The 12,683-nt window shown below is 54.0% G+C and carries 12 protein-coding genes; 1 reads left to right on the top strand and 11 read right to left on the bottom strand.

All coding sequences use genetic code 11. The features are described 5' to 3' along the window. On the top strand, positions 1–758 hold a 758-nt coding region (locus BOW51_RS00320), incomplete at its 5' end, for an RluA family pseudouridine synthase (RefSeq protein WP_078475884.1). 144 nt (positions 759–902) lie between these two features. Here BOW51_RS00320 and BOW51_RS00315 read toward each other — a convergent pair. The 11 genes from BOW51_RS00315 to phoB form a co-directional block, all read right to left on the bottom strand. Next, entirely contained in the window at positions 903–1,571 is a 669-nt protein-coding gene (locus BOW51_RS00315; RefSeq protein ID WP_078475883.1) for a phosphoglycolate phosphatase, read from the bottom strand. 73 nt (positions 1,572–1,644) lie between these two features. After that, positions 1,645–2,337 carry a ribulose-phosphate 3-epimerase gene (gene rpe, locus BOW51_RS00310; RefSeq protein WP_078475882.1) on the bottom strand — a complete coding sequence of 231 codons (693 nt, stop codon included), beginning with the start codon at positions 2,335–2,337 and terminating at the stop codon, positions 1,645–1,647. A gap of 233 nt (positions 2,338–2,570) precedes the next feature. Then, on the bottom strand, positions 2,571–4,037 hold the full coding sequence (locus BOW51_RS00305; protein WP_245828258.1) for a chloride channel protein: 1,467 nt from the start codon (positions 4,035–4,037) through the stop codon (positions 2,571–2,573). Positions 4,038–4,049: 12 nt separating this feature from the next. Continuing rightward, complete coding sequence (locus BOW51_RS11535) at positions 4,050–4,313, bottom strand: hypothetical protein (protein WP_245828256.1); 264 nt, start codon at positions 4,311–4,313, stop codon at positions 4,050–4,052. Positions 4,314–4,431: 118 nt separating this feature from the next. Next, the gene (phoU, locus tag BOW51_RS00300) at positions 4,432–5,154 is read right to left on the bottom strand and encodes a phosphate signaling complex protein PhoU (RefSeq protein ID WP_135567974.1); all 723 of its coding nucleotides are present in this window, start codon (positions 5,152–5,154) and stop codon (positions 4,432–4,434) included. A gap of 16 nt (positions 5,155–5,170) precedes the next feature. Next, on the bottom strand, positions 5,171–5,992 hold the full coding sequence (gene pstB / locus BOW51_RS00295) for a phosphate ABC transporter ATP-binding protein PstB (RefSeq protein WP_135567977.1): 822 nt from the start codon (positions 5,990–5,992) through the stop codon (positions 5,171–5,173). Between the two features lie 76 nt (positions 5,993–6,068). After that, complete coding sequence (gene pstA / locus BOW51_RS12005) at positions 6,069–7,877, bottom strand: phosphate ABC transporter permease PstA (protein WP_078475880.1); 1,809 nt, start codon at positions 7,875–7,877, stop codon at positions 6,069–6,071. 10 nt (positions 7,878–7,887) lie between these two features. Next, a complete protein-coding gene (gene pstC / locus BOW51_RS00285) occupies positions 7,888–9,246 on the bottom strand; it encodes a phosphate ABC transporter permease subunit PstC (RefSeq protein ID WP_078475879.1) in 1,359 nt (452 codons plus the stop codon). A 159-nt stretch (positions 9,247–9,405) separates the two neighbouring features. Beyond that, the gene (locus tag BOW51_RS00280; protein WP_078475878.1) at positions 9,406–10,530 is read right to left on the bottom strand and encodes a substrate-binding domain-containing protein; all 1,125 of its coding nucleotides are present in this window, start codon (positions 10,528–10,530) and stop codon (positions 9,406–9,408) included. A 129-nt stretch (positions 10,531–10,659) separates the two neighbouring features. Then, positions 10,660–11,967 carry a phosphate regulon sensor histidine kinase PhoR gene (gene phoR, locus BOW51_RS00275; protein ID WP_078475877.1) on the bottom strand — a complete coding sequence of 436 codons (1,308 nt, stop codon included), beginning with the start codon at positions 11,965–11,967 and terminating at the stop codon, positions 10,660–10,662. Further along, positions 11,964–12,659: a phosphate regulon transcriptional regulator PhoB gene (gene phoB, locus BOW51_RS00270; protein ID WP_078475876.1), complete on the bottom strand. Its 696-nt coding sequence runs from the start codon at positions 12,657–12,659 to the stop codon at positions 11,964–11,966. The genes phoR and phoB overlap by 4 nt, the downstream gene beginning before the upstream one ends. Between the last annotated feature and the right edge of the window lie 24 nt (positions 12,660–12,683).

Here is a 12,683-nt window from a genome sequence, read left to right as displayed (position 1 = left end):
CCAGCGGCCTGTCGAAACAGGCGATCAAGAAGGTCATGGGCAGTGGTGCCGTGTGGCACACGCGCGGCAAACAGACGCATCGCATCAGGCGTGCAAAAAAAACGCTCGCAGGGGGTGATGAACTGCATCTCTACTATGACGAAGCCATCCTTGCGCAACAGCCGATTGAAGCAGAACTGATTGCGGATGAGACCAGCTTCAGCATTTGGTTCAAACCCCGTGGCATGCTCAGCCAGGGATCAAAATGGGGCGACCACTGCAGCATCGACCGCCATGTCGAAATGCGCATGCAGCGCCCTGCCTTTATCGTCCACCGTCTCGACCGCCATGCCAGCGGCCTGATGATCATCGCTCACGGCAAAAAGGTTGCTGCCGCATTCGCAAAACTGTTCCGTGAGCGCAAAATCGACAAGCGCTACGAAGCGATCGTTGCAGGAAAATTTCCGGATATGCTGACGATGGATGCCCCCGTCGATGACAAGGCCGCCATCAGCCATGCGCGACTTCTCGACTATGATCCAGAAAGCGACAGGTCACTGCTGCAGATTAATATCGAGACCGGCAGAAAACACCAGATCAGGCAGCACCTGGCAGAGGCCGGATTTCCAATCATCGGAGATCGGCTCTATGGCAAAGCTGACGAAAAGGATGAGGACCTGCAGCTGCTATCGAGTGCGCTCGCTTTTGCTTCACCGGTGGATGGTGAGTTCAAACACTACTCAACTCCTGATTCCCTGCGCCTGATTGAGAAACAGTAACCTGCTACCTTGTCATGCCAGCCTTGAGCTGTATCCAGACATACCCTCGTCATGCCGGCCTTGAGCCGGTATCTTTGTGTCTGCGTGCACTGTTCTCCTGATGGACCCCGGGTCAGGCCCGGAGTAACGAAATCTCGACGATGCCTAGAGAACGCTTTTCAATTCAACCATCGAGTCAATCACAAGGTCCGGATCGTAATTGCGGATATCCTCACCGTGGTTGTAGCCATAGCTCATGCAGATGATCTGAAAACCTGCCGCACGCGCAGCCTTGATGTCACTGATGGAGTCACCCAGCATCAATGCATTGCCTGGCTCAATGCCAAAAAACTCAGCTGCATGCAGCAAGGGCATCGGTTCGGGCTTCTTCTTTGTCAGCGTATCGCCACTAATAGTGACCTCGAAACGATCGGCAATACCGAGATCAGCCAGCAAGGGAAGAGTAAACTGCTCCGCCTTGTTGGTGACACATCCGAGACGGTAGCCCGCACTCTTCATGTACTCGAGCCCCTCGGCGACGCCATCATAAAGGCTTGAGCGCTTCGAAGTGTTTTCGGCATAGAGATCTAGAAAGATGGGATACGCTTTTTCAAAATCCTCATCCGCAGGCTCGCCAACGAGACGCCCTACCAGTGCACGACGCACAAGGCGCTCAACGCCATTACCGACCCAGTCACGCACCTTGTCGCTGCCATGCGGCGGACGCCCTATCTGCTGCATCATTTCGTCAACACAGTAAGCGAGGTCAGGAACACTGTCGACCAGGGTGCCATCGACATCGATGAGGATCATTTCGGGTTTTGTAATTGCCATATCAGATTCGCCATATTGACGTGGAAAACAAAGCGCCCGCTAATGCGGGCGCTGTACAGGATTAGCGTGCCTGTCAGACAGTCGCCATCGCGTCACGCATCTGCTTGATGATGCTGTCGTAATGGTTCGGATCTTCATCATTGCCGAAGGCGAAAAGACCAGAGCCGGATACGAATGTATCTGCACCGGCAGCCTTGATCTCGGCAATGTTGTCGACCTTGACGCCACCATCGATCTCGAGACGGATATCGCGACCTGAATCATCAATCATCTTGCGCACAATGCGCAGCTTGTCGAGCGCTGACGGAATAAAGCTCTGACCACCGAAACCCGGGTTGACCGACATCAGCAGGATCATGTCGACCTTGTCCATGACGTGCTCGAGATGAGAAAGCGAAGTACTCGGGTTGAACACGAGGCCTGATTTACAGCCGCTTTCACGAATCAGTGAGAGCGAGCGATCAACGTGCTCAGACGCTTCCGGGTGGAAAGTGATGTAGCTGGCGCCCGCCTTGGCAAAATCGGGAATGATACGATCAACCGGCTTGACCATCAGGTGCACATCGATAGGTGCGGTGATGCCATGGTTACGCAGCGCATCACAAACCAGCGGGCCAATCGTCAGGTTAGGAACATAGTGGTTGTCCATCACGTCGAAATGAATCACGTCGGCGCCGGCATTGAGTATATCGACACACTCGGGGCCCAGCTTGGCGAAGTCTGCCGACAGGATCGACGGTGCAATAAAATCAGTTTGTCTGGCCATTCTCTTGTATCTCCAGTTTTCTTGTGCCACTCAATAGCAGATAAATATTCAGCATGGCACTTTACCGTATGCAAAAAGCCGCTGAAACACCCCTAAAGGGGGGTATGCTGAAATAGCGGGGATACATTGCCAAGCATATGATAATGATGTGTTTATCTGAATAACCGCGCCAGCCAAAGGCAAAAAAACCACCTCAAGAGAGTGATCCTGCATGGCCGATACGCCCAAAATTTCTAGCGGTAGGCAGATTCGATCATGTCACGCGTCAGGATGCCATAGATTCTGGGAACACCGCTAACACTGTCACTTTCAACGTAGAGCGCCTCGGCGACGTGTGCTTCAAGTATTTCCAGCGCCTCCTGCAGGGTCGCACGTGATGAAACCGCCGTGGCATCGAGACGCTGCCCGGGTATGTGGAGCAAATCAATTGTTGTTGCCTCCTCCGGATCAGTGTCTGACTCCTCCTGTTGGCCGACGACACCAGCAAGATCAACCGCGCGCAACAGGGCTGCACTGCCATCATCCTTTTCCACCAGTAACCATACCGGCTTGTCTTGCAGTAACTGCTGCGCCTCGCCAATCCCGATCTGCTGACGCGTTCTGCTGAAATCTGTCGACATGGCACTCACCACGCCAAGACGCCGCAACGCCTGGCGCACCGGGTTTTGGTCAATATCGAGTCCCGACGCCTTCATCATGGTGATAAAAATCGACTCCAGGCCAAATACCTCGCTCGCGGTCATGGAAGCAATGACGATCGCAAGCATGCCCGGCATGATAATTCCCGGCGCATGCGTCAGCTCCATCATCGCAGTCAGCGCAGCAAGTGGTGCCTGCAAGGTGGCACCCATCATGGCACCCATGCCAAGCAGCGGCAGGAATCCCGGCACCACCCCCATCCCGGCTGTAACGGCAAGCGCCTCACAGGCCGCGCCCAAGGCAGCTCCTATAAAAAGACAGGGCCCGATAATACCACCGGGTATGCCGAGGCCAATTACGGCCGAGGTTGCCAGCAACTTGCCAAGCACCAGCAATAGCGCCAGCTGCAACAGGGTCTCGCCGCCAAACAGCTGGTTGACCGTGTCATAGCCAACACCCATGGTCTGCGGTAGCAACCATGCGAAGGGCAGCATGACAAAACCGGCTATCAGCATGCGCTGCCACATTTCCAGCCGCTTCGCATGCCCTGCAACAAGCTTGACCAGCAGGATCATCAGCGTGGCAAGCGCACCGGCAATCAAGCCGAGCAATACGACCATGGGCACATCAGACAGCGATGTCAGTGTCAGCGGCTGAATGGTAAAGGCAGGGGCATTCCCAAAGGCAGCTATCGAAACAAGCGTTGCACTTGCCGCGGCAAGAATCACGGGAATAAAGCTCGCAATAGTGTATTCCATCATCACCACTTCGAGGGCAAAAATCACCCCGGCCAGTGGTGTATTGAAAGAGGCCGCAATACCGGCTGCTGTTCCGCAGGCAACCAGTGTACGGATACTGTTGTTGGGAAGTCGCAGCTTCTGTCCGAAAAGACTGCTGGCAGCCGCGCCGAGAAAGACGTGCGGGCCCTCGCGCCCCACCGAGTGACCGCTGACGATAGCGATGGTAGCGCCGAAAAACTGCATCAGGAATCCACGCAGGCTGTGATGCCCCTGGTGGTAAGTCATGCGCTCCATAACACGGGCCACACCCAGTACACGCACACCCTTGCCGAACTAGGCAAACAGCATCGCCAACAAAACGGCGCCAAGCAATGGCAAAAGCAAGCGGTACTGTAGCGACACTGCTTCGAAATTCTCTTCGGAACCAGAGGGCGACCAGAATAGCGCCAGCTCCTCAACCAGCAGGCGGAAGGCGACAATAACCAGTCCTGAAAGCACACCTGCGATGACAGCCAGCACAGCAAGATGCAATAACGCATCATGTCGCGCAAGGCGCAGGCGCGCCTCTTCAGACTGTTGTTGCCACCATGGCGTCATAGATTGACCCGCTTCTCTTGAGAAGCTCTCATGATATCACCAGCAACAGGTGACAAAAAAGAAAACCCCGGTTGCAAGGCAGCCGGGGTGGTGACGAAGGCGTAATGACTATCGCTGGTCAGTCGGTATGCATCTCCTGCAGCAGGCGCTCGGTAGTCTCGTGGCGAACATCCTTGCCCTTGATCATGTAGACCATGTAGCGGGCGATATTTTTCGAGTGGCCGCCGACACGCTCGAGTGCGCGCAGGGCCAGGACGATATCAACTGCGTAACCGACGCTACGGGAGTCTTCCATGATGAATGTCGACAGACGACGGATCGCAGAGCGGAACTGGTCAACCAGGTCCAGGCCCATCTCGATCACTTCACCGGCGCTATCAAGATCACGGTTATCGAACGAGTCGATCGCTTTTTCAATCATCTCGTCAACATAACGACTCATGCTGTAGATATCGGAGAGCATATGCTGGTTCGGCGGACTGCGATCGCCGTCATAGAACTGCAGTGTCAGGCGAGCAACGCGCCTTGCCTGGTCACCGATACGCTCGAGATCGGAAACGATTTTTCCTGCCGTCATGATCTCGCGCAGATCCCGCGCCATTGGCTGACGCCTTGCAATCACACGAATTATCTCTTCGTCAGCCTGCAGATCGAGCTTGTTGACTTCCATATCTCGCCGAATGACTTCACGTGCCATTTCCACGTCTTCATTCTTCAGCGAAGCTGCCGCGTCATGTATCTGGAGGCGCACCAGCTTGGTGATACTGCGAATCAGGTGCCGCAGCTGATCAAGCTCCACGTTATAGGCACGTACTGTGTGCTGGTTACTCTGTTCGTTCATTGATTCCTCGCCTCGATCAACCAAAACGGCCCGTTATGTAGTCTTCCGTTAATTTATGTTGCGGGTTGGTGAATATATCGTCGGTCTCGCCTACTTCAACCAGGTAGCCAAGATGAAAATAGGCCGTGCGCTGTGAAACACGCGCCGCCTGCTGCATCGAGTGAGTGACAATAGCGATGGTGTAGTTCTCACGCAGTTCATCGATCAGCTCTTCAATTTTTGCCGTTGCGATCGGATCGAGCGCCGAGCAGGGCTCATCCATCAGGATCACCTCGGGTGATACCGCAATGGCACGCGCTATACACAGACGCTGCTGCTGACCACCGGAGAGTCCGGTTCCCGGCGTGTCGAGACGATCCTTGACCTCGCCCCACAGGCCAGCCTTGCGCAGGCTGGTTTCGACGATCTCGTCCATATCGGTCTTGCTCGCAGCCAAACCATGGATTCGTGGGCCGTAGGCGACATTCTCGTAAATGGACTTGGGGAATGGGTTGGGCTTCTGAAAAACCATGCCGACACAGGCACGCAGCAATACCACGTCCATCTGCTTGTTGTAGATATCCTCATCATCGAGCTGGATATCTCCATCCACACGACAGATATCAATAGTGTCATTCATACGATTAAGGCAACGCAGAAAGGTCGACTTGCCGCAACCTGAAGGACCGATCATCGACAGCACTTCGTTACGGCCGAGGTCAACACTGACATCGATAATGGCATGCTTCTCACCATAAAAGACATCTACATTCTTTGCTGACATACACGGATCATCACTTGCCACCTTGCCAACCGTGCCCGTGAAGCCCGATTTCTCGAAGGCCGCAAACTGGTCCATCTCCTCCTCAACTGGCAGGACGGTGGGTTCAACTGGTTTGTTCACATTCATATCCTCAATATCACGATATTGGCGCTTACCAACGGCGTTCAAATTTCTTGCGCAACAGGACTGCCAAAGCATTCATGGTGATCAGGAATACAAGCAGTACGATGATTGCAGCAGATGTTCTTTCCACAAAGGCGCGTTCCGGGCTGTCTGCCCACAGGTAGATCTGTACCGGCAGCACGGTTGACGGATCAAATGCACTCCCCGGAATATCGACAATAAAGGCTACCAGACCGATCATCAACAGCGGTGCTGTTTCACCCAGCGCCTGCGCCATGCCGATAATGGAGCCGGTCAACATGCCCGGCATAGCGAGTGGCAACACATGATGAAAAATTGTCTGCATGCGTGATGCACCCATACCCAGCGCCGCCTCGCGAATTGAAGGTGGCACAGATTTGAGTGCCGCACGACTGGCGATAATAATGGTCGGAAGTGTCATCAGGGCCAGCACCACGCCGCCGACCACGGGCGCTGATCGCGGCATACCGAAAAAGTTGATGAACACCGCAAGACCGAGCAGGCCAAATACAATCGATGGCACAGCCGCAAGGTTATTGATGTTGACCTCGATGAGGTCACTCCACCTGTTCTTGGGCGCGAACTCCTCGAGATAAATTGCCGCGGACACACCAATCGGAAACGACAGCAGCAGGGTCACAACCAGCGTATAGAAAGAGCCCATCAGCGCGCCAGCAATACCTGACTGCTCCGGTTCGCGTGAGTCACCATGAGTGAAGAACGGCACATTGAACTTGCTCTCGATCATGCCGTCATTCCTGAGGCTCTCGGACCAGGCAATCGATTTGTCAGAGAAGCGGCGATCCTGTTCAGGGGTTTGCACACTCAGAATTTTCCATTCGCCTGGCTTAAGCGGCCCTGTCTGTTTCAGGGCGACAAGTGGCTCGCCATTGATGATATTTGCAGAAATGCTGGTCACCTTGATAATACCGCCATGCGCCCTGATCAACAGGCTGGCAGATTCCGGTGTCTGTTGCAGAACGCCATCCGGATCGTCCAGTGTTGCCTGGATCGAAGTAATGCGCGTCTCGAGTGCATCTATCTCGCGCTGCAGGGTATCAATACGACCCTCGACCTCGGTAATAATCTCAGCGAACCGTTCCTCTGCATTGGTGTGCCCGAAGCTCTTCGCCTCTTCAAGACGCTGTCTCTGCAGTTCGAGATCCTGCCTGGCCGTGTCCTGCTTTGACCTGACATGGCCGATGCGACGTTCGCCCTGGCGAATCACTTCTTCTGAGTTGCCGCGTGCAATCTCCACCAGTCCGGTGAATTGTCCCTGGCTCTGAATGGCCACATTACCTTTTGTCACTGTGACGGTTGCATCAGCTTCCTGTGTGCGTGCTTCGGTATCTGACACATACCCCTTCATATACATGTCGACTTCATCATCGGCGAGTAGCCACAGGGTTTTTGTCTGTCTGATCAGGGAGTGATCTTTTTCAACCATCGCCTGCATATCGTAAACAGCCCCGCTACTGACGATGCGGTAAAGCTTGCGCTTGTTTTTGCGCCCCGAGACATCAGGAAACCGCTCTCTCAGAGCACTCTTGATCAGGCTGCTGTAGTTGGCACCGGCGATCGCCTTCGGGTCCCTGTTGCCCTGTGGATCAATGGTCTCCTCGGCAAATGTGATCGGCAAGGCGATATAGGATTGAGTGAATGCCGAGTAGCCCTTGGAAATAATGTTGAAAAACAGAAGGAACACAAATGCCAGCCCGACCATAATCGCTGAAAGACCGATCATGCGGAAATTACGCTCCCTGCGATAGCGTTTCGGCAGGGACTTTCTGACAGCTTCCGTATTATTAACCGCCATATCCCGCTCCTTAATCGTACTGCTCGCGGTACTTACGTACCACGTGCAAGGCGACAACGTTGAGTGCCAGGGTAACAAAGAAAAGCACCAGGCCGAGTGCAAAAGCAACCAGCGTCTTGGGGCTGTCGAATTCATTATCGCCAACCAATGCCGTGACAATCTGCACCGTCACCGTGGTGACTGTATCCAGCGGATTGGCAGTCAGCTTGGCTGCCAGTCCGGCTGCCATGACCACGATCATGGTCTCACCTATAGCCCGGGATGCGGCTAGCAGCACCGAGCCGACAATACCCGGCAGGGCTGCCGGCAATATCACCTTGGTGACGGTTTCGGAGCGCGTTGCGCCAAGGCCGTAGGAGGCATCCCGCATCGCCTGTGGTACCGAGTTGATCACATCATCAGAGAGCGACGAGATAAAGGGAATGATCATGATGCCCATCACAACACCCGCAGCCAAAGCGCTCTCAGTTGATACCGTTAGCCCGACGGAGGTGCCGAGCTCGGCAACGAATGGTGCCACCGTCAGGGCAGCAAAGAAGCCGTACACGACAGTCGGGATACCGGCCAGTATTTCCAGAACGGGCTTGGCATAGGCTCTCAGGTTTGGCCCGGCGTATTCGGACAGGTAGATAGCTGCCAACAGCCCGATAGGCACTGCGATCAACATCGCGATAACGGATATCAGCAGTGTGCCGGCAAAAAGCGGTACGGCTCCGAATGACTGGGTACCCGGGTTGTAATGCGTGCCGAAAAGGAATTCGGTAACAGGGATGACCTGGAAGAATCGAACTGACTCAAACAGGACTGAAAGAACAATACCGACGGTAGTAAAAATCGCCAGGGATGAACAGAGAATCAACAACCCCTTGATAATCATCTCGACACGGTTGCGGGCTCGCAAATCAGGTGATATCGCCTTCCAGGCAAAAATTCCGCAGGCCGAGGCCAACAGAAGGATCAGCACGACCTTGGCGGCCGTTACCGTCGCCTGCAGGCTTGAAAAGTGACTTGCTGCTGCACGGACAGCTTCCGAGTCAGCCGATACCACGTCACCGGAGGCCTGATTCTTGATGTCATTAATAACGAGGCTGAGGCGTGCATCGTCAAGCTGCCGAAGCTCCTGTGGAAGCCCTGAAACAACCAGGTCCATAATGATCGTGTCCTGAAATCCGTTCCAGATGAAGAGCACCAGAAGTGCCGGGAGCCCCGCCCACAATGCCGCATAAAAACCATAGTAGCTCGGTAATGAATGCAGGTGCTTTATCCCTGACCAGCCTTCAACTGACGCAAGTGCTCGTTTCTTGCCCAGGTAGTAGAGTCCCGACATGATCAGAAGCAGAATGAGTAACAGTAACGGTGTGCCACTCAAGGCCGTCTCCAGTCTTTCGGTTGAGTCGTCGAGTGAACCCCTGGAGATACATTGAGTTGCATTTCCGGAAAATTTCTTTCGGGTTTACAGAGGCGCGAAAAGGCGGTGCCTGATGGCACCACCTTCTCAATTGCAAATACGTGTACGTACCAGTTCAAATCAGAGCTCGATGTTCTTCAACACTTTTGCATCGGCTGCGTACTTGGCACGCTCATCAGCAGGCATCGGAATCATGCCCTTGTCGGCGAGGTAACCTTCCTCACCCCAGGCCTTGTCAGCAGTGAATTCTGCCAGGAACTCTGCCATGCCGGGAATCTTGCCAACATGTGCTTTCTTCACGTAGAAGTATAAAGCGCGTGAAACAGGATATGAACCATCCGAGATCGCTTCGAACTCAGGTGAAACACCGTCTACAGTCGCGCCCTTGACCTTGTCGCTATTCTGCTCGAGGAAGCTGTAACCGAAGACGCCGATAGCGCCTGTGTCATTTTCCAGCTTCTGAACGATCAGGTTGTCGTTCTCACCTGCTTCGACGTACGCACCATCTTCACGAATGTGGTGAGCAACCTTCTTGAAGATATCCTTGCCTTTGACCTTGCCTTTCTTCTCCATGACCGCATCGAAAATCGCCATCTCGATACCGAGACCGGTCATCATTTTCTTGACGGCTTCAACATCCTTCTCGCCGCGCAGTGTTGCGAGAGCTTCGATTTTCTTGGCGCCGCCACCGAGAGCCAGCTCTTCGAACGCGTCACGGGTACCGGAAGAAGGTGGTGGGCCAATAACCTTGATTGGCGCATCCGGCAAACTGCTGTTGACGTCTTTCCAGCTCTTGTTCGGGTTAGTGATCAATTTGCCGTCAGCTCCCGGAACCATGGCAGCCAGCGCCATATAGATGTCTTTACGGGTCAATTCGAAATCTGCTGCGCCCTTGGCATTGGCCAGAACGATACCGTCGTAACCGATCTTGATTTCAGTCACGCCGGTAACGCCGTTAGCAGTGCACTTCTCAACTTCGGTGCTTTTAATGCGGCGCGAAGCATTGGTAATATCCGGCGTATCGACACCAACGCCAGCACAAAACAGCTTGAGGCCGCCGCCGGAACCAGTTGATTCAATCTTCGGTGTTTTGAAACTGCTGGTTTTACCGAAAGTCTCTGCAACAACAGTCGCGAAAGGATAAACGGTAGAAGAACCAACAACCTCGATATAGTCACGAGATGCAGCCTGTACCGCAGTGCCTGCGAACGCAAGAGCAGCAAACATTGCAATCTGCTTTTTCATTAATTTCTCCACAATTGAGAGTCGTAAATTGACGCTCGCAAGTATGCGTTCAGTTTGTTACAAATCTGTTGGAGAAATATGAACTTTTTGTTACAGCTTTTGCTCTCTGTGGCTGCCTATTCTGCAGCCTCAAGCCCCCCCGGATTTGGACACATGGGAAGACGGAAAGCGGCAAATAAAGGTCGACCCGGATCCGTAACGGCTCTCGATCACCAATCTGCCATCGTGACTGTTGAGAACGTGTTTGACGATAGCGAGCCCAAGGCCGGTACCACCACTCTTGCGCGAACGACCTTCATCAACCCGGTAGAAACGCTCGGTGAGGCGTGGAATATGCTGCTGCTCGATACCGATTCCCGTATCCAGAACACTGAACACAGCAGAGCCTCCCTCCATGAACCACCTGATTTCAATCACACCACGTGGCGGCGTGTAGGCAATCGCATTGAAAACCAGGTTGGAAAAGAGACTGCGTAACTCGCTCGCATGCCCCTTCAGCAGCAGTTTTTCATCTGCCTGAAGTGAAATTCTGTGGGCGCGCTCGCCACTAAGCAATCGCGCTTCTGTGAGGAGCACATCGAGCAGACCTGGCACATCGACAACCTCCTCCATTCCCGTTGTTTCGCCCTGTTCAACTCGCGACAGCAGTAACAGATCTTCGACAATCTGCTGCAGGCGTGCCGACTGCCTGTCCATCTGCTCAAGTACCGGCTGCCAATCGGCCATCGATTCGCCCGCATCACTCATGCTTTCGAGATAGCCACGAATCACTGTCAGCGGAGTACGCATCTCGTGCGAAACATTGGCGACAAAGTCCTGACGAATGGTTTCAAGCTGTTCCAGGCGAGAGATATCGCGCAGCTGTAGCAGGCGCTTGTTTTCACCGAAGGGGGCAACTCGCAGCTCCAGCAAAACGCCATTATCGACCGGCGAGGTCAGCTTGATCGGAGTGCGATAATTGTTGCTTTTCAGATAGGCATCGAATCGTGGTGAAGCAAATATGCCGGTCACTTGCACCCGGCTGACATCATGGCGACTGATACCGAGCAAACGGGTTGCAGACTGATTGATCCACTCGATGGTTCCGCTCTCATCAACCACCAGTGTGGCGTCAGGCAGAGCGTTGGTCGATGCCTGAAAACTCTCAAGCATCTGCAGCAGACGTTTTTCTCTCAGGCGTTCACTCTGGCGAAGTTCGACGACACCGTCGATGGCCGCTTTCCACACGCCAAGGGGAATAGGCATTGAGTAATGTTCGCCATCGCGCATCCATACGTGGTAGCGCAACATCTGTAGCAGGTGCCAACCTATATAGATGGCGCCGGCAAGCAGAAATGCTCCGCTCAGATAGCCGCTGGCGACACCTAGTATGGCGGCAAGGCCGACGCATGCTGCGAGCAGCAGTATCTCATGCCACCATGATCGGCCGATACTCACGACTTGGCCTTGCTCCCGGAGAAACGGTAGCCTGCTCCGCGAACTGTCTGAATCAGCTGATCTGCCCCATAGGGTTCAAGCGCCTTGCGCAGGCGGCGGATGTGAACATCGACAGTACGCTCCTCGACATAGACATTGGTACCCCACACGTTGTCTAGCAGCTTACCCCTGCTGTAAACCTTTTCCTGGTGCGTCATGAGGTAGTGCAGCAGCCTGAATTCGGTGGGGCCCAGGTCGATTTGGTTCTCTTCACAATGAACCCGGTGTGATGCAGGATCGAGCTGCAGGGTGCCGCTTATAACAATATCATCAGTTGCGTGCGGCAATGTACGTCGTAACAAGGCCTTGATACGCGCCGTCAGTTCGCGTGGTGAGAACGGCTTGGTGATGTAATCATCTGCACCGCTTTCGAGGCCACGCACCTTGTCATCCTCCTCACCTCGTGCCGTCAGCATGATGACTGGAATTGTTTGGGTTGCAGGGCTCTCCTTTAATTCACGGGTCAATTCAACGCCGCTGGTTCCCGGTAGCATCCAATCCATCAGGATCAGGGCAGGATCGCAGGTTTTGAGAGTTTCACGCGCCTCTTCGGCTGTCTCTGCCTCAAGGCACTCATAACCAGACTGCTTCAGCGTGAAGCAAGTCATTTCACGGACAGACGGCTCGTCTTCAACGATTAATACTCTGGTCATGTTGGCACTTTTCCAATTCAGGTA

The organism is Solemya elarraichensis gill symbiont (assembly GCF_002021095.1).
In the GTDB taxonomy this organism is placed as follows: domain Bacteria; phylum Pseudomonadota; class Gammaproteobacteria; order Chromatiales; family Chromatiaceae.
This window is presented reverse-complemented; position numbering and strand designations above follow the sequence as displayed.

Excerpts from the sequence above, each read along its gene's own strand:
- phoB (WP_078475876.1), bottom strand. The coding sequence starts at position 12,659 with ATGACCAGAGTATTAATCGTTGAAGACGAGCCGTCTGTCCGTGAAATG.
- pstB (WP_135567977.1), bottom strand. The coding sequence starts at position 5,992 with ATGGACCAGTTTGCGGCCTTCGAGAAATCGGGCTTCACGGGCACGGTT.
- rpe (WP_078475882.1), bottom strand. The coding sequence starts at position 2,337 with ATGGCCAGACAAACTGATTTTATTGCACCGTCGATCCTGTCGGCAGAC.
- phoU (WP_135567974.1), bottom strand. The coding sequence starts at position 5,154 with ATGAACGAACAGAGTAACCAGCACACAGTACGTGCCTATAACGTGGAG.
- BOW51_RS00280 (WP_078475878.1), bottom strand. The coding sequence starts at position 10,530 with ATGAAAAAGCAGATTGCAATGTTTGCTGCTCTTGCGTTCGCAGGCACT.
- pstA (WP_078475880.1), bottom strand. The coding sequence starts at position 7,877 with ATGGCGGTTAATAATACGGAAGCTGTCAGAAAGTCCCTGCCGAAACGC.
- BOW51_RS11535 (WP_245828256.1), bottom strand. The coding sequence starts at position 4,313 with ATGACGCCATGGTGGCAACAACAGTCTGAAGAGGCGCGCCTGCGCCTT.
- BOW51_RS00315 (WP_078475883.1), bottom strand. The coding sequence starts at position 1,571 with ATGGCAATTACAAAACCCGAAATGATCCTCATCGATGTCGATGGCACC.